Source organism: Ruegeria sp. G7 (genome assembly GCF_056535465.1).
Genome location: NZ_JBQFIL010000001.1, coordinates 2,400,564 through 2,424,075, shown reverse-complemented (window position 1 = coordinate 2,424,075; position 23,512 = coordinate 2,400,564). Strand labels below are relative to the sequence as shown.

Genomic DNA, 23,512 nt, shown 5'->3' with positions numbered 1-23,512 from the left:
TGTTCACGCCTGTTTCACAGACCCAGACAGGCCTGAACGTCCTCCATTCTGTGATCCATTTCCGTTTCCGGGATGCGTTCGATCAGGTGACCGTCCTCGACCAGGTAATGCGCGTCAGCGACCGAACGGACAAAGCGCAGGTTCTGTTCGACAAGCAGGATGGTGAACCCCAGCTCTTTCAATTTGGCGACGGCGGCAGCGATCTGATCGATAATGACCGGTGCAAGGCCCTCGGTCGGTTCATCCAGAAGGATCAGGCGCGCGCCTGTGCGCAGAATACGCGCGATGGCCAGCATCTGCTGCTCACCACCCGAAAGCTTGGTGCCAAAGCTCTTGCGCCGTTCCGCGAGGTTGGGGAACAGCTCAAACAGCTCATCCGAAGACATACCGCCTGCCGCGATTTTTGGCGGCAGGTACAGGTTCTCTTCAACGGTCAGGCTTGCAAAAATCCCGCGTTCTTCGGGCACGTATCCAAGCCCAAGGCGCGCGATCTTGTGGGGCGGCAGGCCGATTGTTTCTTGCCCCGCAATGCGGACCGAGCCTTGACGTTGTTTCAGAATGCCGGTGATGGCACGCAGGATTGTGGTCTTGCCTGCACCATTGCGGCCTAGCAGAGTTGCGATCTCGCCTTCCCTGACCTGCAGGCCCGCGCCGAAGACCACATGGCTTTCGCCGTAAAACGCGTCCAGCGCCTCGATTTCCAGCAGAGCCTGCATCAATGCGCCCCCATATAGGCTGTGCGCACATCCGGGTTTGCCGAAACCTCAGCATAAGTGCCTTCGGCCAGCTTTTCGCCGCGCGCCAGAACGGTGATCTGATCGCAAAGTTCCGCCACAACGCTGAGGTTGTGTTCGACCATCAGGATTGTGCGACCCTTGACTGCATCGCGAATAAGAGAGGTGACCCGCGCGATGTCTTCGCGCCCCATACCCGCCAGCGGCTCGTCCAGCAGCATAACGTCGGGTTCAAGCGCCAGCGTTGTCGCCAGTTCCAGAGCACGCTTTCGGCCATACGACAACGTGCGGGCTTCTTCATGGGCCTTATCAGCCAGCCCCACGTCCTCTAACAGCGCCATGGCGCGCTGGTTCAGATCGTCCAGAACGCGTTCCGAGGTCCAGAACCGGAAAGTCAGCTTGGTTTTCGCCTGAAGACCAATCCTCACGTTTTCCAGCAATGTCAGATGCGGAAAAGTGGATGAAATCTGGAATGACCGCACCATCCCCTTCCCAGCAATCTCTGCTGGCTGGTCCTGGGTGATATCCTGCCCCATCAACAGAATTTGCCCCTGCGTCGGCTGCAGAAATTTGGTTATCAGATTGAAACAGGTCGTTTTGCCCGCGCCGTTGGGTCCGATCAGCGCATGAATCGTGCCGGATTTGACCTGCAAGTCGATGTCGCTCACAGCGAGAAAGCCTCCAAAGCTTTTGCTGAGCGAACGACATTCCAAGGCAAACGATGAGTTGTTCATTTTGTTTATCTACTGATATGTTTTGTAATCTGCCGCGCATCTAAGCGCGGCAGCTAAAAGTCAGATTAAGCCGCCGCAGTGTCCGACTTGGACCAGAGGTTTTTCTGGAACGGGGCGTCCACTTCGGTTTCGGCCAGGTGGTTCTGATAGTTCGAGATCACCTTGTAGGCGATCGCAACGATGATCTCTTGGATCGTGCGTTTGGTGTACCCGGCATCCAGCATCGCTTGCTGATCTGCTTCATCCACCCATCCACGCGACCGGGTGAGCTTGGCCGCAAAACTGCGCAGTGTTTCCAGCTTGGAATCCGCGATTGGGGCTCCCGTCCGAAGGGCTTGCAGGATGTCGTCAGGCATCTGCTCCATCTGGGCGATCGTGGAATGCGCGGCCATGCAATAGTGGCACTCATTTTCATAGTTGATGGACAGCAATACGATCTGACGTTCCAGAACAGAAAGCTCGGTCTTGGCGAACAGGTCACCCAACAGTTTATAGGCTTCCAGCATTACCGGGCTTTCAGCCATGATCCCATGCAAATTCGGAATGAACTTGTATTTCGCCAGACTGTCTTCAAGCATCGGCTTCGTGTCTGCTGGTGCGGTTTCAACGGAATAGATTGTGTAGTCCATGCTAGAGTCTCCTGACGGTTTTCTATTTTTTATTATCAACTGATCAGTTTGTAAATAGGCTTTCGAATTACCCCACGGTTAAGTTACCTTCAGCGGTTTATTTGCACTGTCCAAGAACTCGACCGTCGTAAAGCACAGAATCGAGGACCCTGTATTTTCAAGATCATGCGTCATGCTCTCGCCTGCACCGAACTGAAAATGCCGTGTCATGTGCTTATCGTACTCCATCTCGACGACCCGCCCGTCAGCATATTCAGACCGCGCACGCCCGGCCGTCGTCGCCGTCCAGAAGTAGTCTAAGACATGGGTATGAAAGGGCAATCTCTCACCCGGCTGCAATGTGATCTCCCATACACGCACCCGCTCGGACTCGCTCACCAAAGTGGATCCGACATGGCCATTCGAAGCCGCACGCCGCATTTCTTCATCTCGACCGGGATTGGGTTTGCTTCCTATGGATTGCGATGCATCAGACATGCTAGTGTACCCTTGTGCCAAGTGGTGGCGCTGTCAGCCAATCACTTTAATTATCATATGATAATAAATTTGGAAAGACGAACCTTGTCCGACAAGACATGCAATACGCCCAGCGCCAGTCCTCGCAAACGAATGAAAAAAGGCGAGCGCCGTCAAAAGATCATTGATGACGCAATTGTCTTCTTTGCTGAACAAGGCTTTGACGCGTCGACCCGACAATTTGCTGACTACGCAGGTATCGCACAACCGCTTCTGTACAATTATTTCCCGTCGAAGGACGCACTTGTCGAGGCTGTATATGAGCAGGTTTACGTGGATCAGTGGCGACCGGAATGGGACCAGATTCTCGCTGACCGAACGCGCCCCATCGCTGATCGCCTGAACGCATTTTATCTGAGTTACGTCGAAATAATCCATGACCCGGAATGGATGCGCCTTTACCTGCAGGCAGGCCTAAAATCCTTGGACATTAACCGGTGGTACATCGCCCTGGTCGAAGAACGGGTGATTCGCAGGATCATTCGCGAGCTTCGGATCGAGCACGACGCACCGGACGAAGCTCAATCCCCGATAACGCCGGGAGAGGTTGAAATGGTTTGGACCTTTCACGGCGGCTTATTCTACCACGGCGTTCGCCGTGAAATCTTTGGCGTAGAACGAATGGCCCCAAGCCCGACCGCGATCGACACGTCTGTTCGAATGTTGATTGCCGGTTCAGCAGATGTGATGGCAGGCTTGACTTAAACTTATCAACCGATAAGTAATATAGGTATTCCACGAGGGAGGATACCTATGTCTGCACTGTTTGCGCCCATTGAAATGGGCGATCTTACTCTGAGGAACCGAATTGCACTGGCACCACTGACCCGGTGTCGGGCCTCGATGCCGGGTTACGTTCCCACACCATTGATGGCCGAGTACTATGCGCAACGCGCCGGTGGTGGGTTTCTTGTCTCAGAGGCGACGAACGTTTCTGCTATGTCAAATGCGTTTGACGGTGCCCCAGGCATATTCACAGCAGACCAGACCGAGGCATGGAAGCAAGTCACCAAAGCGGTCCATGACAAGGGCGCGCCGATCTTTTGCCAGCTTTGGCACTCTGGCCGGGTAACAAATGACACCTTGCTTCATGGAGAAGCCCCAATTGCGCCGTCGGTCACGGATGCACGGGAAGAGCTACAAGTTTATGCGCTGGACCGTCAGGGATATTCCTACAAGGTTTCAGCCTCTCTGCCGCGTGAGATGACAGCCGAGGACATCGACGCCACAATCGATGAGTACCGGCAAGCCGCCCGCAACGCCAAGGCTGCGGGGTTTGATGGCATCGAAGTACATGCGGCCAACGGGTATCTGCTGCATCAGTTTCAATCGACCGGGACCAATTTGCGCAGTGACGCTTATGGGGGGTCGATCGAAAACCGCATCCGGCTAACACTGGATGTCGTTGATGCCGTCGCTGAAACTTTCCCAGCGGGTCGGATCGGCATCCGGTTTTCTCCGCTTGCGAAATACAACGATGTCGGGGACCCCAACCCTGCCCCCACCTATCAGGCTCTGGCTGCAGAACTACAAGCACGCGGTTTGGCCTACATACATCTCGGTGACACAAATGCCTGGATGGGTGCACCGGATTTGCCCGAACTCATCGACATGATCCGACCTGCGTTTAAGGGCACGTTAATCGTAAATGGGGGCATTGAGCCCGACGCGGCCGAGGCGCTGGTCGCGTCTGGGCAAGCCGATATCGTCGCCTTTGGGCGGGCTTATCTGGCAAACCCGGATCTACCGGAACGTATCCGGCAAGGTGCCACTTTGAATGAGCAACGACAGGAGAGTTTTTACGGCTACGCTCCGGCAGAGATCGGCTATACCGATTACCCAGCTCTTGAGACAGTTGCATAGAGCAATGGGAAAATCTGCGGTTATAATTGGCGGCTCTTTGGGTGGGTTGTTTGCGGCACATGCCTTGCGGACAACAGGCTGGGACGTGTCGGTGTTTGAGCGCAGCAGTTCCGAATTATCGGGGCGCGGGGCTGGCATAGTCACCCACCCCGAGTTGTTCGAGACCATGGCGCGTGTCGGACTTGATCCCGAAGCAAAAGTGGGCGTTCCAGTCTCGCGCCGGGTTTGTTTCAATACCGATGGAACGGTGGCACACAAACTGCCCTATCCTCAAATCGTCGCGTCATGGGATCAGCTTTATCGACTGCTGCGGGGATCTTTACCGGACGAATACTATCATCTGGGCGCAGGTCTTTCTGACCTCAGGCGATCAAATGGCCAGCTCATTACGCGGATCTCGGACAGAGATGTACCTTCCGATCTTGTGGTTGGGGCAGACGGTATACGCTCGACCGTGCGAAACCTGTTGGCGCCTGACATCAAACCCATTTACGCCGGTTACATCGCATGGCGCGGTCTGGTGGATGAGGCTGATTTAAGCCCCGAAACATGTTCTTACCTCATGGATAGCTTTGCGTTTTCGCTCCCCCAGGCGAGCAGATGCTGGGTTATCCAGTGCCGGGACCAATGGGTGCTGATCAAGTCGGACAACGACGTTTTAACTTTGTGTGGTATCGACCGGCACCTGCGGCTGTGTTGAAGACTTTGCTGACAGATCAAAACGGAAAGGTGTGGCACGACGGAATTCCGCCGCACTCTATTCGTGCCGACGTGATTGGGGAAATGCGGAAAGACGCTGAAAGGCTTTTGTCGCCGCAATTTCAGGAAGTTGTCCAGAAAACCGCGCAGCCGTTCTTGCAGCCTATTTTCGACGTGTCCGGCAAAAGGTTGTGGTTTGACGGTGTCGCCCTGATCGGAGACGCGGCCTTTGTTGCGCGCCCTCATGTCGGCATGGGCGTCACCAAGGCTGCAAGCGATGCGCTGGCTTTGGCGGAATTCGCCGAAACCGGGGACTTTGACCGATGGGGCAACATACGTCAGACAGCCGGGGCTCAAGCCGTTGAACGCGCGCAAAGGCTGGGCAAAGCAATAGGTCTAGAGGGCAACCAAGAAGTAACGCAGGTCCTGCAAGAAACCGCGACAAGTTTCTGAACCCGTGGGGCAGAAGAACGACACTCCGCTTCAGTTTCCCGGGATTGCAGGGCGTCGCGTTCTGGTTACGGGGGCGTCTTCGGGGCTTGGCGCTCATTTTGCACGGCTTTTCGCGGCAATGGGATCGCATGTCATCGCCGCCGCGCGGCGAACAGAACGGGTTCAAAAGCTGACGGCAGAATTAAACGCACAGGGTGGCAGGGCGACTGCGTTATCACTGGATGTAACATCACCCGGCGCGGTGCATCAAACCTTGAAAGGGCTGGATCTGGATATCGTGATCAACAACGCTGGCACGACGCTTTCAGCCTCTGCCTTCGATCACAGTGCGGAAGCCATCGACAACATCATCGACACGAACCTCAAGGGCGTATTTCATGTCGCCCAAGCCGCAGCGCAGGGTATGAAACAGCGTGGCACAGGCGGCAGTATCGTAAATGTCGCGTCGATTCTGGGCAGCAGGGTTGCGGGCCACGCCTCGGCCTATGCCGCATCGAAAGGTGGCGTTTTGCAACTGCCCCGGTCGCTGGCACTGGAGTGGGCACGATTTGATATCCGGGTGAATGCCCTCTGCCCCGGCTACATCGAAACCGATCTAAATCGTGATTTTTTCGCCAGTGACCCGGGGCAGGCATTGATCCGGCGCATCCCGCAACGCCGTCTGGGTCAGCCCGAAGATCTGAATGGCGCGATCTTATTGCTGGCCTCGGATCTGGGGCGTTTCATGACCGGCGCGGATATCGCTGTGGATGGCGGTCATCTGGTGTCGTCTTTGTAAAGGAAAACGGCAATGGATTTTACAATTTCTTCCGAAATTGAGGATTACCGCGCCCGGATTGCGCGATTTGTCTGCGATGAAATCCTGCCGGTCGAGGCCAATCGCGACAGTTGGGACGCCCATGGGAACATCTCCAAGACCTGGCTCCAGCCGCTGCGCGACAAAGCCCGCGCCGACGGTCTGTGGTGCCTGCAGCTGCAGCCCGAGACCGGCGGGCAAGGTCTTAGCAAAGTGGGCATGGCGGTTTGTTACGAAGAAATGAACCGCTCGATTTTTGGACCGGTGGTGTTCAACTCTGCCGCGCCCGATGACGGCAATATGATGGTGCTGGAAAAAGCAGCAACCGAAGCTCAGAAAGAGCGTTGGCTGAATCCAATCGTTTCAGGCGCAGTCAGTTCGTCCTTTGCCATGACCGAGCCCGCGCCGGGGGGCGGTTCCGATCCCGGCATGATGCTGACCACAGCCACGAAAACGGCAGACCGCTATGTGCTGCGCGGTCGCAAGTGGTTTATCACCGGTGCTGCCGACGCCAGCCATTTCATCACGCTGGCGCGCACTTCGGATGATCCACGCCGGGGCCTTACCGCGTTTTTGCATCACAAGGACGATCCCGGCTGGCGTCTCGTCCGCCGCATCGGGATCATGGGCCCTGAAGAGCACGGCGGCCATTGCGAACTGGTCTATGAAGACATGGAGTTGCCAGCCGATCGGGTGCTGCTGGGTGAAGGACTGGGCCTGAAGATAACTCAGATGCGTCTTGGCCCGGCGCGCCTGACCCATTGCATGCGTTGGCTGGGGTTGGCCAAACGCTGCGTTGAGGTTGCCACCGAGTACGCTCAGAACCGCCACGGCTTCGGTATGCGCTTGTCTGATCGGGAAAGCATCCAGATCAAACTGGGTGATCTGGCGATGGGCATCGAAATGGGCCGCCTTTTGGTTATGAAAGCCGCCTGGGCGCTGGATCAAGGCAGTTTTGCGCGCAAGGAAATCTCGATGGCAAAAATCCATGTGGCCAACTTGCTGCACAAGGCCGCGGATGTGTCAATTCAGATCAACGGCGCACGAGGCTACTCCACCGACACGATTCTGGAGTGGATTTACCGTTATGCCCGACAAGCGCGATTGGTCGACGGCGCGGACGAGGTGCATCAGATGGTCCTGAACCGCCACCTGAATGACGAGGGGCGCGACTTTTGGCGATGGCCATCGGTGGACCAATCGTAAACCATGTCTTTCATCCCACAAAAAGAGGGTCGGAATGAGCAGAATTGAATGTCACCGACTGGATCACTGGTTGGCCGATCGTCTGCAAGGCCCGGCTGATCTGCATGTACAACCGGTGCAGGGCGGGCAGTCCAACCCCACGTGGTTCGTCACATATGGTGATCGCAAACTGGTCCTGCGGAAAAAACCTGATGGTGATATTCTGCCCGGGGCCCACGCGATTGACCGCGAATATCGGGTGCTGCGCGCATTGGCAGACACCGATGTCCCCGTGCCCAAAGTACGATGGTTTGAAGAAGATCCAAGTATAGTTGGCACCCCCTTCTATATCATGGACAGGCTGGATAGCCGCGTGTTTTCTGATTGCACCCTACCCGGCCTGTCGCCCGACAACCGACGCGAGATTTACCTGAGCATGGCCCGCACAATGGCCCGGATGCACGCCCTGCTCCCGGATCAGATCGGTTTGTCCGATTATGGAAAACCGGGCAAATACTTTGAGCGGCAGATCAAGCGGTGGACCAGACAATACCAGGATTCGCCCGGCCCCCGTATCCCCGAATTGGACACGCTGATAAAGTGGTTGCCCGCCAACATGCCCGAAGATGACGGTGCTGTTTCTATTGCTCATGGCGATTTCAGGCTGGGCAACATGATGATCCACCCAACCCAACCGCGGGTCATCGCGGTTATGGATTGGGAGCTGTCCACGCTGGGGCATCCGCTGGCGGATTTGGGGTTTTGTGTAATCGCTTGGCTCAGCTCACCTGACGAATACGGGGGCATGCTCGGCACACCGTGGGCAGAAAACGGTATTCCCGCAATGGATGAGTTCATAGAAACTTATTACGCCAGCGCGATCCCGACCGCGCCATTGCGTCCGTTCCACATGGCCTTCGCCTTGTTCCGGTTTGCCGTCATCTTTGTCGGCATTGCTGATCGGGCGCGCGCTGGGTCGGCTGTATCGGGGGACGCCGCCAAACTGGCACCCCTGGCTGAAAAGTTCGCCAGACGCGCGCTGACCGTTATCGCCGACGATCCATAGTCTCAGAAGAAAGATGCGTAGAAAACATGCAGAACCCAACCCTGAGGCGCTCTGGATTTGGCAAGCCTTCAACCAAAAAACGTCAAGGCAAAAAGAACCCAAAATGACGATCGCCAACCGAGCGCCCAAGTTGCCCTCACAAGCCGGTTACCTTGCTGAAAACAACGGTCTCCAACCTTGAGACAGATATGGTGACGAGGCACAAGACTTACCAAATAGCTCCCACGCGAAAAGAGGTTTTTCTATGATTAAGTTTTACTTTCACCCAACGCCAAACCCGATGAAAGTGGCACTCTATCTGGCAGAGGCAAAACTACCGTTCCAAGTCGTGCCCGTCGATACGCTAAAGGGTGAACAGCACGCAGCTGACTTCACTCGGATCAACCCCAACGCCAAGCTGCCCGCAATCGACGACGATGGAACAATCGTATTCGATTCCAACGCCATCCTGCTTTATCTAGCAGACAAATATGACATGTTCGCTGGCCAGCCAGCAGATCGCGCCGAGCTGCTATCGTGGCTCATGTTCATAGCCAGTGGGCTGGGGCCATACTCTGGCCAGGCCGTCCATTTCCAGCATGCGGCGCCAGAAAAACTGGATTATGCAATCAATCGTTACCGTCGTGAGGTGCAGCGCCACTATGGTGTTCTGGATGCACGATTGTCGGATCGTACGTATCTGGTGGGTGACGAATATACGATCGTGGATATGGCGGCTTGGGGCTGGATTGACCGCGTGACGCCGGTATTAGGCGAAAGCGAGCTGGACGCTTATCCAAACCTCAAGACCTGGTTTGAGAAGATAGACGCCCGCCCCGCCGTGGCAGAGGCGCGTGAAGTCGGCAAGGATATCAGCTTCAAATCCGAACGTGATGAAGAAGCAATGCGCGCGCTGTTCCCACAAAACTATGACGACTGAGAAGGAAGCTTTTGCGGGGTCGACAGGCTTCTTAGGACGCGCGCACCGCTTATTGGGGGATGGGTCAAGCGTTCCGCTAATTCGACGAAAAACTGATGTCCATGTGGACACCGTTCATATAGAGGCGGCCCAAACCTGTGGTCAGCGCGCATTCCAGCGTTTCCGGCTCGACCTCTAACAGTGCTCGCAGCTTATGCTCGGCAACAGTCATATCACCGTCGCGCAGCGCCTCGGCAATCTCGCACTGGAGCTGGAAAACCGCTGGCCGGTCGGAATGCTCGATCCGAATTTTATCGACAAACCGCAGGCGTGCGGACAGGTTGCGTACAATCTGAGTAACAGCGTCATTGCCGCCAATTTCGATCAACCGGACATGAAAGGACTCGTGCGCCCGCGCAAGGTCGCATGGCGGCAGGGACGCAATGCTGTTCAGAATCTGACGGCTTGATGATACGAGGTCGTTCACCGCATCCGCGGGTGCGCGTTCCGCAACGCGCGGCAGTGTCGCCAATTCAATGTCCCGCCGTGCCTCGGCAAGGTTCAGAACACTTTGCAGCTCCAAGGTCCGGCAGTAAAATCCGTAGTTCCGCCGAAACTGGATCAACTCCTCACTCACCAGACGATTGAGCGCTTCGCGCACAGGCGTCCTGCTCACCGAAAGCGCCTCGGCCAGATCAACCTCGATTATTTTCTCTCCGGGGCGAAACCTGTATTCGATCGCCATCTCGCGCAGCGTCTCATAGACAGCATCCCCGGCCTTGGTTTGAGTTTTTGTCTTTTGCTTGGGCATGGCTACCTCGATCCGATGATCACCAGTATCACACCGAACAGGACAATTGAAATCCCGGCGACGCGCAACAGGCTGATGGGTCGCACAGTCATTCCGAATGCCCCGAAATGATCGATCAGGGCGGCTCCAACAAGTTGTCCGGCAACAATGCAGACGAAAAAGACCGCCGCACCAATGGCGGGTGCAACCGTTACACCGCCGAAAACAAACAAAAAACCTACCGCGCCACCCAGCAGTATCCACCAAGGCAGGGACCATACGGTCGACAGTTGAAATCTGGCTCCGGTCACTAGGAAGAAAGCGATCATCATCGCCAATGTGATCGAAACCGAAATAATCGAAGCCGCGATCGGCGTTCCAAGCACCCGAACAGCAGTCTGGTTGATGGCGGGTTGTGCAGCGAGTGCTGCGCCGATGAAAACGGCGATGGGGATCAGCTGCCAATTCATGCCTGCTCAGATCCTGCAAAGGTGTTCACCCGCAGAAGAAATGGTCTTATTGACACGCTCTCCCAAATATCCGCGTTGGCAATTGGATCTTCCGCGATCAAAGCGTCCACAGCGCTGCGGTCCGGGGCGTCGAGCAAAAAGAACGACCCTCCCATTGTCACGCCATCATCCTTGAAAAGCGGGCCGGAAATCAGGACCTGAATGCCGTGTCTGGCCGGGGCCTCGTGCGCATAGGAGCGATGGGCATCAATGACGGCCTGACGCCGCAACAGCGCATCGGGTTTGTCAACGGCGTGAACGATGAAATGCACGTTTGTCTCCTATCTGAATACAAGGCTGAGTGCGGGAACAAACAGCAAAACAAGGGTTACGACGGTCATCATGATTACGAATGGGAAAGTTCCAACAAAGATGTCGCCGAGGGTCGTGTTGCGGTCGGCGATTGTGGATTTCACCACATAGACCGTAAGGCCGAAAGGCGGCGTCAGAAGCCCGATTTCTATGGCAATCACCGTGACGATCCCGAACCAGATCAGGTCTCCGCCCAGCCCTTCAACAATCGGCAGCGTCAGCGGCAGCAGGATCAGCATGATCGAGGTGCTATCCAATATCATACCCATTACCACCACGATCCCCAGATAGATCATCATGAAGCCATAAAGACCGAAACCGGAATCGGTGAACAGCGATGTTACCTCTTGCGGGATGGTCGATAACGTCAGCATGCGAGAGTACATCGAAGCCGCCACGATCAGTATCAGGATCGAGACAGAAACGAGACCGGTATCTACCAAAACGCGCCAGAACCGGGCCCAAGTCAGCTTGCGCCTAGCAAGGGCGACCACCAAAGCCGCAGCCGCACCGGCGGCACCGGCTTCGGTCGGAGTGAACACGCCCGAGTAAATCCCGCCGAGGACGATCAACACCAGAAACGCAATGGGTCCCATTTTGCGTGCGGCACTGCCCCATGTTTCACCTTCGATCACCGTGGGTCGATCGGATTGCATCACAAGGCGGGGGCGGAAATGGGCCATCAGCCAAATCCCTGCACCGAACACCGTCGCCAGCAGAACACCCGGCACGATGGCCGCAAGGAACAGCGCCCCGACCGATTGTTCCGCCAAAACACCGTAGATTATCAACAGCAGGCTTGGTGGGATCAACATGCCCAACACCGATGACCCGGCAACGACGCCAAGCGCAAAGCGGTTATTGTAGCCGTTGGCAACCATCTGCGGCACGGCCACGCGTGAAAACACAGCAGCGGACGCGATCGATATCCCCGTGATCGCCGCAAACACAGCATTGGCTGCAACTGTGGCCATGCCCAGCCCACCCTTGATCCGCTGCAGCATCCATGCCGCGACGCGGAACGCATCTTTGCCGATATCAGCAACGTCCACCACCAATCCCATCAAAACAAACAGAGGGACTACTCCAAACAGATACCGGTTGATCGCGCCGTCTGCCGCGAGCGCCAACGACCTGACGGCAACGTTTGGATTATCGCGGATCAACCAGATACCCAGAAAAGAAAGCACGATCAGTGCGACCGCAATATGCGCGCCCGAGAAGATCAGCAGCAGCATGAAAGCCACAGTGACCATACCGATCTGCAAGCGGCTCAGATCGGCTGCGAACAATGCGTATCCCAGGATCAGCATGCCAACGAATACGAGGATATAGGGCCAGCCCTTTGGGTTCCGGATCACCGAATGACGAACCGTCAAAGGTGCGACACGGCCTTCGGATACAAGTGTTTTTATGTCCTTAAGAACCTGCACTGCAAACGCCAGGCAGGTCAGAACTGAGCCCCCGAACAAGCAGGCCTTTATAGGCCATATTGGCGCGGTAAAGACGCCCTGCGCGCCAAAGAACTCATCTTCGACCCATGCGTCCACCAGCTTGGGCCATGTTCCTTGCGCGATTACCGCAAAGACAAAGATCCCGGCCAGATGAAAGACGATGCGAATGAGCGCCGCAGCAAAGGGGCGTTCTTCCTCAAGATATCCGATCAGAATATCGGTCCGAGTCATCCGTCCCGTCATAAGAGCATGTGCCGCCTGCAGGAACACAATTGCCACAATCGAGTTTGCTACAATCTCGGCCACACCCTGAATAGGCGCATTAAGCACCGTGCGCCCGAAGATGTCGGCGCAAATCAGAAGCATCAGGCAGAAAATCCAGATCGAGGCCGCCCCGCCGACCACGCTGGTCAACTGGGCAACTCCGGCCTCTATCAGGTCAACTCGGCGACGAAAGGCGCGTTCGCTTGTCATGTCGTGCTGGCCTTAGCGCTCGTCCCAGGCGATCTTGGGTTCTAGCCCCGCCGCCCGCACTTTGGCCATATAGGCGTTGACGACCTCATCCGCATTCAGATCAGCGTTCGTCGCCGCCCACTCACCGGCGAGGTTTGGTAGTCCGGTCTTCCATTCCGCCAGGTCTTCGGCGGGCAGTTCGGTCACGATGGCACCGACCTCGGGCAGCTTTGCAAGAAAATCGTCATAACGCGCCATGACCTCTTCGGCATGAGCGACGGTATATTCCTCGCCCAGTTCCGTCAGTACCTTGCGGACATCATCAGACAGACCATCCCAAACATCCTTGTTGATCCCAAAGCCACCGGTCATCTGCGCACCGATACCCACAAGGGTTACGTAAGGTGCAACTTCGTAGTGCTTGTTGGGAAACGCGCCCGTGAGGATCACAACCATTCCATCGGCGACACCTGTCTGAATCTGATTGTAGTAGGTTGGCAGAGCACCATTCACCGGCACCGCTCCAAGATGCTTGATCCAGTTTGCGGATGGGCCCGGTGCAAGGATTTTGCGCCCTTTTATGTCTTCCAGAGAGTTAACGGGGAAATTGGTCATCAGGTGATAGGTCTCGACGCCGCTTGCGCCGAGGAACACGACGTTCTGATCGTCCCACGCCTCCTGCAATACTGGCAGTTCGCGGTGTAGCTCGTTCATGATTTCCAGCGTGGCTACCAGATCATCCGAGACAAAGGGGGTAAAGAAAGTCACGTTCTGTAAGGGCATTTTTGACCCTTCCCACATCGTGGCGACCCACCCGGCGTCGGTCAGACCGTCCCCAACCGCTTCCAGAGTATCCTTGAAGCCATAGAGCGAGCCACCATAAGCCTCTGTCCACTCGATTCGGTCTTCAGAGCCCATCGCCTCCAGCCGAGCGTTTGATTCCGCCACGATCAAGGTCGAGAGCTGGCCAACCCATGGTACGACCGTCGGATGGCTGGCCGACATCGTCAGGCTAAAGGTCTCGGCAGATGCAGCGCCGGCTCCAAACGTCATCAGCGCCAACGCACTCAAAAAGCGTTTCATGTTTTCCTCCCATTTGTTCGGCGGATCGCACCGCCATTCACCAAAACGTATCGCACTCACTTAAATTATACAATATTGTATTATATTAAATTACATGCCTAACTAGAACCGTTGATTCACGGAGGAGCCCTTGATGAGCAAAGAACACCAAATGGCGGATGAGGCGGCGCGCGCCATCGCGCAAGAGCTGCAGGACGCCCAGATCGCCGCCGATGCGGAAACCCTGCGCCTGCTTCTGACCGAAGCGCGCACGCACTATGGCTGGCAGGAAAAGGCAGTCGCTGATGAGACGCTGCGCGAGTTGTACGATATTGCCAAGATGGGCCCGACCTCGATGAACCAGCAGCCGATGCGCGTGCTTTTCGTGCAGTCGGAAGACGCCAAAGATCGGCTGGAGCCCGCGCTGTTCGAAGCCAATCGCCCAAAGATGCGCAGTGCTCCGGTGACAGCGATCATAGCTTATGACCTGAATTTCTATGAAGAATTGCCCAAGCTTTTCCCGCCCAACCCGGATGCTTCGGACATCTTTCGCAACAACGCGACTGCGGCGCAGGTTAACGCCTTCCGAAACGGATCCCTGCAGGGCGCTTACTTCATGATCGCCGCGCGAGCCGTTGGTCTGGATGTTGGTGCAATGTCGGGTTTCGACAATGCGAAGGTCGACGAGGAATTCTTTCACGGGACGTCGATAAAATCGAACTTCCTGTGCAACCTCGGCTACGCGGACACATCCCGAATTTTCCGCCGCCTGCCGCGTCTGGACTACGCAGACGTATGCGAAACGCTCTGAGCGAGAAGGAAGAATATCATGGCTGAACCGAAGATAACCAAGGACGACATCCTCGAAGCCTCTAAAGGCATGCTGCAGAAACAGCTCTACGTCGTTTTCACCACCCCGACGAACGGAATGGGTCCGGTGATGGAGAACATAGAAGAGCACCTGAAGTTTCAGGTTTCGTTGGAACAGCGCGGCATCATGCTGGGGGCTGGTCCGCATTGGGAAGAGGATGAGCACACCTGGCTTGGCGATGGGATGGTGATCATCCGCGCCGACAGCCTGGCCCATGCCAGGGAAATCGCAGCGACCGATCCGATGCATTCGTCCGGCGCGCGATCCTTCACCGTGCGGCCATGGTTGTTGAACGAGGGCCGGGTGAACGTAACCATCGATTTTTCGACAGGCAGGCATGCGGTCGACTAGGACAGAGGCGACAAAGCTGAGGGTCATCATTCAGCCGCCTGTTGATGCCCCGGCATGTCCGGCTCTCCCCGGGTTGCGTAAGCAAATCCGGGGCGGGCTTTTTGCGTGGCATGCCAGTCGCAAAGCGAGGCCGGTAATGTAATGCCAAAATCCAATCCACGGGCGCGGTTCAACCCGATGGCGAGGGCGATATCCGCGATGGTAAAGTCAGGACCGGTCAGATACCGGTCTTTTGCGACCTGATCCGCGACAAGCTGAATTGCACCCTGCGCCTTGATCAGAGCATCCTGCGCTCGCGTGTCATCAAGCGCAAGTGACCTGTCCCGATACACATCTATGAACAGCAGCCGCACCGGCGGCCAGAAGACAAGCGCAAACCAATCCAGCCAGCGATCAACATCGGCCATTGCGCGCTCGTCTGCACCATACAGATGCCCATGCTTGCGCGCGAGGTGGCGCAGGATCGCCTGACTCTCCCAAAGCACCAGATCGTCGGTTTGCCAGACCGGAACCGTCCGGTTTGGGTTTAAGGCAAAGAACTGTGCATTGTCGGTTCCACCAAAAGGGCCGCCAACCTCTACCTGTGCGTGGTCAACGTCTAGTTCATGCAGCGCCCACAAGACCTTTTGTACATTGGTCGAACTGCCGCGCCCCCAAAGTGTCGGTTTGATCTGGTGCCTCGTTATCATGACGGCCGCAGGCCCAAAATCTCGCGCGCCTCGGCTGGCGAGGCGACAGGTCGTTGAAACTTGGCGCATAGGTCAACGGTGCGCTTGACCAATGCGGCATTCGACGGCGCAAGAGTGTCTCGATCGAGCCTGATGTTATCTTCAAGACCGGTCCTGCAATGCCCTCCGGCCTCAATACACCATTCGTTCAGAACCAACTGGTTGGGCCCAATACCCGCTGCGCACCATTCAGCATCCGGGGCAAGTCGCCTGAGCGTTTCAACCATAAAATCAAACGAAGGTTTGTCCGCGGGCATGGCGTTTTTCACGCCCATGACAAACTGCACGTAAAGCGGGCCTTCAAGCCGCTCATCGGCGGCCATGCTTGCAGCCTGAAAAATGTGGCTCAGGTCAAAAGCCTCAATCTCAGGCTTGATATCGTATTTTTTGATCTCCGACGCCAACCAATCTACCAGTTGTGGCGCATTCTCATAGACGCGCGCAGGAAAGTTGTTCGACCCTACGGTCAGCGAGGCCATATCCGGGCGCAGCGGCAGCATCCCGCCACGCTCCTGCCCTGCGCCAGAGCGACCACCCGTCGAAAACTGGATAATCATTCCCGGACAATGCGCCTTTAGACCTTCTTGTAGCCGTGCGAACCGATCAGGGTCAGATGTAGGCGCTCCCTCGTCCGTTCTGACGTGGCAATGCGCTATCGACGCGCCCGCCTCGAACGCTTCCTGAGTGGATTCGACTTGCTCAGAGATCGAGATCGGAACGGCCGGGGTATCCGCCTTTTGTGGCAAAGACCCGGTGATCGCGACGCAGATGATGCAGGGTTTGGTCATCGCTCAGACCTTGGCCAGAACAAAGTCATGTTCGACGTCGTAATACCGGCCCTCAATCCCCAGGGCCTTGGCCTTTTCAGGATCATCCACGGGTTTGAATTCGGCCATCAGGCTTTCTTTGACGCCGAAAACCGCGTCCGAGTTGATGTATTCATCATCCGGATCAAAAATATGCGTGGTCAGCGTGTCGTAGCCGTCTTTTGCGATGATGTAGTGGAAATGCGCGGGTCGGTACGGATGGCGCCCAAGCTCTTTCAGCATCTTACCAACGGGGCCATCATAGGGAATGGGATAGTACTTTGGCTTGACCGCCAGAAAGTGATAGCGCCCGTCTGGTCCCGTTCTGAATTTTCCGCGCAGGTTATAGTCTGGCTGAATGCCCTTTTGCTGGACATCGTAGAACCCTTCATCATTGGCCTGCCAGACGTCGATCGAAACACCCTCAAGCGGTTGGCCATCGGTATCCAGAATGCGGCCATGCACCAGCATCCTTTCCCCTTTGCCGTCCAGACAGATATCGGCACCCATCTCAAGTTCCGGTACACCGTCGACATGGAACGGACCCAGCACGGTGTTCTCGGACGCACCGGTGGGCCGACGTGAATTGATAGCATCGACCAGCATCGAGACACCCAAAGTGTCACTGAGCAGAATAAACTCCTGACGCCAATCGGTGCACATATGCCCGGTCTGGGTCAGAAACAGGATGGCCTTCATCCACTCTTCCTGGCTCGGCTCGATTTCCTTTACCGCCTCATGGAGCTTTCGGATGATGACCTCCATCACCTCTTTGAGGCGCGGGTCGGGGCACTCGGCAATGCTCTCGATAACAACATCGGCCGAGTTTTCTTCGGTAAAGTAACCGTTGGTTTTACTAAACATTTCGAATGTCCTTATCGTGCGAGTATTCTGGTCAAAACGCGGCGCAGCTCTGCCCGTGGGTCGTCCGAGATAGCGTCCGCGCGCCACGCGACATGCTGATCGGGCCGCACCAGCAGACAACCCGTATCCGAGATTTCCGAGGCCCGTGCCCAGTCTCCTGCGTGGTCGACATAGGTCTGGCGCGGCCCGATAACGTGACAGCGAATGGGCATTCCGAACTCCTGCGATACCGCATTTGCGGCGGCCACCCAGGCCTCACCACCTATCCCTGTAAACACCGTGAATTCTCCGCGACCGCACAAATCCAGCGTCGAATGCTTGTTGCCCGTGTCGTGGTCAAACACCCAAACATGCGGAATGCGCGCACCCGGCCATGTTGTCGGTTGGTAGTGCAGTTCAGCATCCCGATCGAAACCGGGATCTGGCTGGCCATCCTTTTCGATGGCACCGGAGTCGTAGCGTTGGTTCATCTCGACACCATGCGCATCAAACTCGTATTTCTTGAAGGCGATGGCCTCGCGGATGGCCGCGCGCTGCGCCGCGGCCTCAGGGGTCGAGCCTGTACGGGCCTCAAGGTTGCTTTGCATCACCTCCGGGTCGACGCCTTCTGCCATGCCAAGCGATTCAAAGATCGGGCCGAATTCGCCAATGGACTGGTTTGCCCGCGTGACAATCTGCTTGGCAACCGGCGCGCGTTCTGCGCTGTAGCTGTCCAGCAGGCTCTCGCCGGCGTGGCCTTTCAGGACAGCTGCCAGTTTCCAGGCGAGGTTAAAGCTATCTTGAATTGACGTATTCGAACCCAAACCATTTGACGGCGGGTGCCGGTGCGCCGCGTCACCCATGATGAATACGCGATCCTTCTGCATATGCGTCGCGTACATATTGTTGACGGTCCAGGTGTTGGCGCTGATCAGTTCGATCTCAAGCTCGGGGTCGCCAACAAGCTGGCGCGCAACCTGTGTCGCCATCGCCTCATCCACCTCGGGCGCGGGTCGGTTGATGTCATACCCCCAGACTATCAGCCATTCATTCCAGGGGCGGACCATACGGACCAGACCCATGCCGATGCCCCCCACATTCGCGCCCGGTTGCATCACCCAATAGAGGACCGATGGCCGATGCGCGACATATTTGCTGAGATCGGCGCGAAACAGGATGTTCATGGACCCGCCGACGCCCATCCGACCTTCGAATGGCAATCCCGCATGTTCGGCGACCAGAGAATTGCCACCATCGGCACCAACCAGATACTTGGAGCGGATCGTGATTTCTTCGCCCGAGAGACGATCCAGACAGGTCGTCGTCACGCCGTCCCCATCCTGTTCATGGCGCAGGTATTCGGTGCTCATCCGTGCCTGAGTGCCACGGCGGCAGGCCGTGCCAAACAGGATCGGTTCCATGAAGGTTTGTGGCAGATCGTTCATCATGGTCGGGCTGGACAACAAGTGTTCCGCCTTCGACAAGGGGTGATTGCCCCAGCTTTTCATGCGCCCGATTTCCTCACCGGCGAGGCTTTCGCAGAACACGTTCTCGCCCATCAGATCCTGATGCGCAGCATGCATATAGGCTTCGGCCTCGACCTCGTGACCAAGGTCGCGCAACACCTCCATCGTGCGCTGATTGGTGATATGCGCCCGCGGCGTGTTGGCCAGCCAGCGATAGCGGTTGATGACCATGTTTTCGACGCCATAACTGGACAGCAAAGCAGCCGTTGCGGACCCGGCCGGACCGGTGCCGATGATAAGCACATCCGTTGTGATGGTGGCCATAAGCTCTCTCCCTTGTGCTTCGAAGTCCTCAGGACCGGGGGTCCCAGAGGCGGCCGTCATATTCGGCCTCATAGGCTTTGCCGTCCGGGTAGCTGACCAGTTCCAGCTGCATGCCCCAGGGAGCCAGGAAATAGACCCAGGTTTCACCGGCGCTGGGGCCGTCGGTCATGGTTGTCGGGTTGCCCAGAACCTCAATGCCCTTGTCCTGCAAATAGCTGACGGCCCCTTCCATATCGGTGGTGTAAAACGCGATGTGATGCCCGCCGATATCCGAGTTTCGCGGCAGCTTCGTATCCTGATCCGGTGCTGTGTATTCGAAGATCTCAAAATTGGCGCCATTGCCGCAACGCACCAGCCGCATCGTCGGAATTTCGGCCTTGGCGTCCACGTTCAGGTGGTCCGCCATCCAGGTGCTGTCACCGCCCGAGAACGGTCCCAGCGGGTAGAACACATTGCAGCCGATCACGTCCTGAAAGAAGGTGACGGCCTCATCAACGCTCGGAACTGTAAATCCCAAGTGGTCTGTGCCCGTCATTCCCGGCAGGGAACTGCCAGCAAATGCGCCAGTTCCCAAAGCTGTGACTGCGACCGTCAATGCGAGTGTTTTCATGGATCAATCCTCCTTGTTCAACTGCGCGCCAATCACCAGACGACGGCGCACGGGGAATATTTGAAGTCCGGTTTTCTCAGAGATCAGCCCCCAGATGCCGCGCGGGGCGAAGAGCATGACGGTAATCCCGATCAGCCCAAGCACCATGAGGTACCAGGAGCCGTAATCGGCCAGCAGGCTCTGCAAGATGAAGAAGATCAGAACGCCCAGGATCGGGCCTTCAATGGTACCGATACCTCCGATCACGACGATGAAGATCACGTAAGCCGTCCAGTCGGTGACCGAGAACGCCGCATCAGGTGAAATCCGCAGCTTCTGAACGTAGATCAGAGCACCGGTCAGCCCGGTTCCCGCGGCTGAGACGAGGTAGACCAACCACTTCATCCGCACCGCATCGACGCCGACGGATTTCGCTGCTTCGACATTGTCCCGGACGGCAGCCAGCGCCAGCCCGCGCTTTGTTCTGAGCAGCCAGTAGATGCCTGCAATCGTTGCGATCACCAGCGCCAATGCCAGCCAATACGTCAGGACATCCCGCGCCGCTGCGCCTCGAACGCCCAAGGTAGTTTGGATCCATTCCGTCGCCCACATCTCACGCGTGGCCGTGCGCGGCAGAGAGGTTCCGGTGCCGCCACCCAGCACTTTCCATTGGGCCACCAGCAGGCGCATGACCTCGGCGATGACCCATGTTCCGATGGCGAAATAAGCGCCTTGAAGGCGGAAGGCGAAGAAGGCTGTGGGTATAGCTACGATCAGGGCCGCGACGCCGCCCAGCAGGATCGCCGGAACCGGGTCCATACCTAAAAGGATGACCCCGCCGAACATGGCGTATGCCCCCATGCCCACGAAGGCTTGCTGGCCGACGGACACAAGGCCACCATACCCCGCCAGCAGGTTCCAGAACTGCGCGAGTACAAGCATGGTGAAGATAAAGAACAGGTCTTGAATCAACCCTCGGCTGGCAAATGTCGGCAGCAGGATAAACAGGACGATCAAAGCGATGCAGACCGCCCCCGCACTGTAGGATGCGCGGGTCTGTGTCTGGACGCGGTACAGTGAGGTATCAGCCATCAGTCCACCGCCCTCGGAAATAGGCCTCTGGGTTTGATTAGAAGCACGATGAGAAAGGCCAGATGACCGGCCAGGATTTGCCATTCGGGGTTGATCGCGGCACCCACGGTCTGCGCAACGCCGATGATGATGCCACCCGCAAGCGTGCCCCACAGGCTGCCCAGCCCGCCGATAATCACTGCCTCGAAAGCATAGATCAGGCGTGCGGGGCCGATATTGGGATCGAAGTTCGCACGCATGCCCAGATAAAGCGCGGCCAGTGTAACCACCAGCATGGCTATCGCTGTCGCTGTGGCAAAGATGCGTTCGGGACGGATGCCCATCAACCCAGCCGTGACCGCATCATCGGATGTCGCGCGGAAGGCACGGCCCAGCTCAGTCCGATAGAACAATTGGTTAAGCGCAACGATCACGAAGATCGCGGAGCCGAAGGTCAACAGAGGCAACACACCAAGGTTCAGCCCCCCCACCTGCACCGAGGCTGTGGTGATCTCACCCGCTGGCAGGCGCTGACTGTCGGCGGAAAACCCTTCAAGCAGCGCGTTCTGCAGAACGACGGACAAGCCAAACGTGACCAGCAAAGGCGGCAGGATGTCCGGCCCCAGCACACGGTTCAGCACGTGGCGCTGCAAGGCCCAACCCACGCCGAACATAATGGGGGCGGCGATGAACACCGCTAAAAACGGGGAAAGGCCCATAAGCGAGACAAGCAGCAGGATCAGGTAGGCAGCAAAGACGATCAGGTCTCCGTGCGCCAGATTGACCAGCCGCATGATCCCGAACACAAGGCTGAGACCAGCCGCGAACAGGGCATAAAGCCCGCCCAGCAGGACGCCCTGAATGATGGTGTCGATCCAGATCATGCGGCGGCCCCTCCGAAATAGGCGTCATGAATGGCCTCGCGGCTGAGCGTGTCTGCCGTGCCCTCTAGCGTGACGCGACCTTCCATCATGCAATAGACGCGGTCGGCGACCTTGAGCGCCTGACCGATGTCCTGCTCGACCACGATCAGGCTCGCCCCGGCCTCCTGAATGCGGGGGACGGCGGCGTAGATATCCTTGATAACCACGGGCGCGAGGCCGAGGCTGATCTCATCGCACAACAAGACGCGCGGGTTGCTCATCAACGCGCGGCCTATAGCCACCATCTGTTGCTGACCACCCGACAAGGCCGTGCCCGGATGGGTGCGCCGTTCTTTCAGGATCGGGAACAGCTCATAGATCGTCTGCAAAGACCAATGCCCCTGCACCTTGCGGCCATATGTTCCGATCATCAAATTTTCCTCGACGCTCAGCGATGGGAACAACTTGCGCCCTTCGGGCACCATCGCGACGCCGCGCCCCATGATCTCATCCGAGGTCAGATCACCGATGGGTTGGCCGTCGAACCGGACCTGATCCGAACCATTAGTCAGCACACCCGAGATCGAACGCATCAGGGTGGACTTCCCTGCCCCGTTTGCACCGATGATGGCGACGGTCTCGCCCTGTTCCAGATGGATATCCACGCCGAAAAGGGCCTGAAAATCTCCGTAATGCGCTGTCAGCGCCTGGGTTTCCAGCAAACTCATCAGACTTCAATCCCCAGATAGATTTCTTTGACTTCGCGGCTGTTCATGATCTCATCCGGATCGCCCAGACCAATTACCTTGCCGAAATCCAGAACCAACAGCCGCTCGACCACCGAGGTGAGCGCATGCAGCACATGTTCGATCCAGATGATCGTCACGCCGCTGGCGTGCAGGCCTTTGATCGTGTCGATCAGGGCGATGCATTCGGCGTCAGTCAGCCCCCCAGCGATTTCGTCCAGCAGCAGCAGTTTTGGATTGGTCGCCATCGCGCGGGCCAGTTCCAACCGCTTGCGTTGCAACAGACGCAAGCCACCTGCCGGGTCATTGGCAACGTCGGCCATCTCGGTCTGTTCCAAGATGCGGGCACAGTCCGCTTCGACCTCATGTTCGGACTTACCCTGCCCGTGCGTCGCAGCCACCAGAAGGTTCTCAAAAACCGTCAGGTGATCAAACGGCTGGGGGATCTGGAACGATCGCCCGATCCCGGACAGGCACCGTTGCATCGGCGGCACGCGCGACACGTCTGCCCCGTCGAATTGAATCGACCCGGCATCTGCCATGAGGTTCCCCGTTATCAGGTTGAACAGCGTCGATTTCCCCGCCCCATTCGGGCCGATGATCCCTAATGCCTGCCCTTGCGCGACGTCAAAGCTGACATCGTCGGTCACGGTCAGCGCGCCGAAACTTTTCGAGACGTTTTTGAGCGAGAGAATGGTCAT

The 23,512-nt window shown here is 57.1% G+C and carries 28 protein-coding genes; 10 read left to right on the top strand and 18 right to left on the bottom strand.

All coding sequences use genetic code 11. From position 1 onward, the window contains the following. Nucleotides 1–14 precede the first annotated feature (14 nt). From ACR3EN_RS12175 to ACR3EN_RS12160, 4 genes are all read right to left on the bottom strand, one after another. Nucleotides 15–716: an ABC transporter ATP-binding protein gene (locus ACR3EN_RS12175; RefSeq protein ID WP_480698972.1), complete on the bottom strand. Its 702-nt coding sequence runs from the start codon at nucleotides 714–716 to the stop codon at nucleotides 15–17. Beyond that, nucleotides 716–1,468 carry an ABC transporter ATP-binding protein gene (locus tag ACR3EN_RS12170; RefSeq protein WP_480825656.1) on the bottom strand — a complete coding sequence of 251 codons (753 nt, stop codon included), beginning with the start codon at nucleotides 1,466–1,468 and terminating at the stop codon, nucleotides 716–718. Before ACR3EN_RS12170 ends, ACR3EN_RS12175 begins: the two co-directional genes overlap by 1 nt. Before the next feature lie 65 nt (nucleotides 1,469–1,533). Next, nucleotides 1,534–2,097, bottom strand: a complete 564-nt coding sequence (locus tag ACR3EN_RS12165; RefSeq protein ID WP_480825658.1) for a carboxymuconolactone decarboxylase family protein — start codon at nucleotides 2,095–2,097, stop codon at nucleotides 1,534–1,536. Between the two features lie 78 nt (nucleotides 2,098–2,175). Next, complete coding sequence (locus ACR3EN_RS12160) at nucleotides 2,176–2,574, bottom strand: cupin domain-containing protein (RefSeq protein ID WP_480825660.1); 399 nt, start codon at nucleotides 2,572–2,574, stop codon at nucleotides 2,176–2,178. Nucleotides 2,575–2,658: 84 nt separating this feature from the next. On the opposite strand from ACR3EN_RS12160, the gene ACR3EN_RS12155 reads away from it, so the two are divergent. The 8 genes from ACR3EN_RS12155 (at nucleotide 2,659) to ACR3EN_RS12120 (ending at nucleotide 9,594) form a co-directional block, all read left to right on the top strand. Further along, nucleotides 2,659–3,318 carry a TetR/AcrR family transcriptional regulator gene (locus ACR3EN_RS12155; protein ID WP_480825662.1) on the top strand — a complete coding sequence of 220 codons (660 nt, stop codon included), beginning with the start codon at nucleotides 2,659–2,661 and terminating at the stop codon, nucleotides 3,316–3,318. Nucleotides 3,319–3,366: 48 nt separating this feature from the next. After that, nucleotides 3,367–4,476, top strand: a complete 1,110-nt coding sequence (locus tag ACR3EN_RS12150; protein ID WP_480825664.1) for an alkene reductase — start codon at nucleotides 3,367–3,369, stop codon at nucleotides 4,474–4,476. A gap of 4 nt (nucleotides 4,477–4,480) precedes the next feature. Next, entirely contained in the window at nucleotides 4,481–5,176 is a 696-nt protein-coding gene (locus ACR3EN_RS12145; protein WP_480918423.1) for an FAD-dependent monooxygenase, read from the top strand. After that, nucleotides 5,077–5,628 carry an FAD binding domain-containing protein gene (locus tag ACR3EN_RS12140; RefSeq protein WP_480918422.1) on the top strand — a complete coding sequence of 184 codons (552 nt, stop codon included), beginning with the start codon at nucleotides 5,077–5,079 and terminating at the stop codon, nucleotides 5,626–5,628. The genes ACR3EN_RS12145 and ACR3EN_RS12140 overlap by 100 nt, the downstream gene beginning before the upstream one ends. A gap of 4 nt (nucleotides 5,629–5,632) precedes the next feature. After that, nucleotides 5,633–6,406, top strand: a complete 774-nt coding sequence (locus ACR3EN_RS12135; protein ID WP_480871168.1) for an SDR family NAD(P)-dependent oxidoreductase — start codon at nucleotides 5,633–5,635, stop codon at nucleotides 6,404–6,406. A gap of 12 nt (nucleotides 6,407–6,418) precedes the next feature. Further along, on the top strand, nucleotides 6,419–7,630 hold the full coding sequence (locus ACR3EN_RS12130) for an acyl-CoA dehydrogenase family protein (RefSeq protein WP_480825668.1): 1,212 nt from the start codon (nucleotides 6,419–6,421) through the stop codon (nucleotides 7,628–7,630). 34 nt (nucleotides 7,631–7,664) lie between these two features. Then, nucleotides 7,665–8,675: a phosphotransferase family protein gene (locus ACR3EN_RS12125; RefSeq protein ID WP_480825670.1), complete on the top strand. Its 1,011-nt coding sequence runs from the start codon at nucleotides 7,665–7,667 to the stop codon at nucleotides 8,673–8,675. Nucleotides 8,676–8,919: 244 nt separating this feature from the next. Continuing rightward, nucleotides 8,920–9,594 carry a glutathione S-transferase family protein gene (locus ACR3EN_RS12120; RefSeq protein WP_480825672.1) on the top strand — a complete coding sequence of 225 codons (675 nt, stop codon included), beginning with the start codon at nucleotides 8,920–8,922 and terminating at the stop codon, nucleotides 9,592–9,594. A gap of 76 nt (nucleotides 9,595–9,670) precedes the next feature. On the opposite strand, the gene ACR3EN_RS12115 is transcribed toward ACR3EN_RS12120, so the two are convergent. From ACR3EN_RS12115 to ACR3EN_RS12095, 5 genes are read right to left on the bottom strand one after another with little or no spacing between them, the layout of a single operon-like run. Continuing rightward, nucleotides 9,671–10,384, bottom strand: a complete 714-nt coding sequence (locus tag ACR3EN_RS12115; protein WP_480825674.1) for a GntR family transcriptional regulator — start codon at nucleotides 10,382–10,384, stop codon at nucleotides 9,671–9,673. Nucleotides 10,385–10,386: 2 nt separating this feature from the next. Then, nucleotides 10,387–10,833, bottom strand: coding sequence for a DMT family transporter (locus ACR3EN_RS12110; RefSeq protein ID WP_480825676.1), 447 nt, complete (start codon nucleotides 10,831–10,833; stop codon nucleotides 10,387–10,389). Further along, nucleotides 10,830–11,144: a YciI family protein gene (locus ACR3EN_RS12105; RefSeq protein ID WP_480825678.1), complete on the bottom strand. Its 315-nt coding sequence runs from the start codon at nucleotides 11,142–11,144 to the stop codon at nucleotides 10,830–10,832. Before ACR3EN_RS12105 ends, ACR3EN_RS12110 begins: the two co-directional genes overlap by 4 nt. Before the next feature lie 9 nt (nucleotides 11,145–11,153). After that, complete coding sequence (locus ACR3EN_RS12100; RefSeq protein WP_480825680.1) at nucleotides 11,154–13,112, bottom strand: TRAP transporter large permease subunit; 1,959 nt, start codon at nucleotides 13,110–13,112, stop codon at nucleotides 11,154–11,156. 12 nt (nucleotides 13,113–13,124) lie between these two features. Next, the gene (locus ACR3EN_RS12095; protein ID WP_480825682.1) at nucleotides 13,125–14,174 is read right to left on the bottom strand and encodes a C4-dicarboxylate TRAP transporter substrate-binding protein; all 1,050 of its coding nucleotides are present in this window, start codon (nucleotides 14,172–14,174) and stop codon (nucleotides 13,125–13,127) included. Between the two features lie 133 nt (nucleotides 14,175–14,307). On the opposite strand from ACR3EN_RS12095, the gene ACR3EN_RS12090 reads away from it, so the two are divergent. Both ACR3EN_RS12090 and ACR3EN_RS12085 read left to right on the top strand, forming a co-directional pair. Further along, nucleotides 14,308–14,964: a malonic semialdehyde reductase gene (locus ACR3EN_RS12090; protein ID WP_480825684.1), complete on the top strand. Its 657-nt coding sequence runs from the start codon at nucleotides 14,308–14,310 to the stop codon at nucleotides 14,962–14,964. A gap of 18 nt (nucleotides 14,965–14,982) precedes the next feature. Next, nucleotides 14,983–15,375, top strand: coding sequence for a YciI family protein (locus tag ACR3EN_RS12085; protein WP_480825686.1), 393 nt, complete (start codon nucleotides 14,983–14,985; stop codon nucleotides 15,373–15,375). Nucleotides 15,376–15,401: 26 nt separating this feature from the next. Here the strand turns inward: ACR3EN_RS12085 and ACR3EN_RS12080 are convergent, their stop codons facing one another. Genes ACR3EN_RS12080 through ACR3EN_RS12040 form a run of 9 tightly spaced genes read right to left on the bottom strand, consistent with a single transcriptional unit; the run spans nucleotide 15,402 to nucleotide 23,512 of the window. Beyond that, nucleotides 15,402–16,064 (bottom strand): glutathione S-transferase family protein, encoded by a 663-nt coding sequence (locus ACR3EN_RS12080; RefSeq protein WP_480825688.1) that lies wholly within the window; start codon nucleotides 16,062–16,064, stop codon nucleotides 15,402–15,404. Then, nucleotides 16,061–16,891: a 3-oxoadipate:acetyl-CoA acetyltransferase gene (locus ACR3EN_RS12075; RefSeq protein WP_480825690.1), complete on the bottom strand. Its 831-nt coding sequence runs from the start codon at nucleotides 16,889–16,891 to the stop codon at nucleotides 16,061–16,063. Before ACR3EN_RS12075 ends, ACR3EN_RS12080 begins: the two co-directional genes overlap by 4 nt. A gap of 3 nt (nucleotides 16,892–16,894) precedes the next feature. After that, nucleotides 16,895–17,773 (bottom strand): intradiol ring-cleavage dioxygenase, encoded by an 879-nt coding sequence (locus ACR3EN_RS12070; RefSeq protein WP_480825692.1) that lies wholly within the window; start codon nucleotides 17,771–17,773, stop codon nucleotides 16,895–16,897. 11 nt (nucleotides 17,774–17,784) lie between these two features. Next, nucleotides 17,785–19,542 carry an FAD-dependent oxidoreductase gene (locus ACR3EN_RS12065; protein ID WP_480825694.1) on the bottom strand — a complete coding sequence of 586 codons (1,758 nt, stop codon included), beginning with the start codon at nucleotides 19,540–19,542 and terminating at the stop codon, nucleotides 17,785–17,787. A 28-nt stretch (nucleotides 19,543–19,570) separates the two neighbouring features. After that, nucleotides 19,571–20,152: a VOC family protein gene (locus ACR3EN_RS12060; protein ID WP_480825696.1), complete on the bottom strand. Its 582-nt coding sequence runs from the start codon at nucleotides 20,150–20,152 to the stop codon at nucleotides 19,571–19,573. A gap of 3 nt (nucleotides 20,153–20,155) precedes the next feature. Continuing rightward, nucleotides 20,156–21,223 carry a branched-chain amino acid ABC transporter permease gene (locus ACR3EN_RS12055; RefSeq protein WP_480825698.1) on the bottom strand — a complete coding sequence of 356 codons (1,068 nt, stop codon included), beginning with the start codon at nucleotides 21,221–21,223 and terminating at the stop codon, nucleotides 20,156–20,158. Then, nucleotides 21,223–22,086: a branched-chain amino acid ABC transporter permease gene (locus ACR3EN_RS12050; RefSeq protein WP_480825700.1), complete on the bottom strand. Its 864-nt coding sequence runs from the start codon at nucleotides 22,084–22,086 to the stop codon at nucleotides 21,223–21,225. Before ACR3EN_RS12050 ends, ACR3EN_RS12055 begins: the two co-directional genes overlap by 1 nt. Next, nucleotides 22,083–22,793: an ABC transporter ATP-binding protein gene (locus tag ACR3EN_RS12045; protein ID WP_480825702.1), complete on the bottom strand. Its 711-nt coding sequence runs from the start codon at nucleotides 22,791–22,793 to the stop codon at nucleotides 22,083–22,085. The genes ACR3EN_RS12050 and ACR3EN_RS12045 overlap by 4 nt, the downstream gene beginning before the upstream one ends. Continuing rightward, nucleotides 22,793–23,512 (bottom strand): ABC transporter ATP-binding protein, encoded by a 720-nt coding sequence (locus ACR3EN_RS12040; protein WP_480825704.1) that lies wholly within the window; start codon nucleotides 23,510–23,512, stop codon nucleotides 22,793–22,795. The genes ACR3EN_RS12045 and ACR3EN_RS12040 overlap by 1 nt, the downstream gene beginning before the upstream one ends.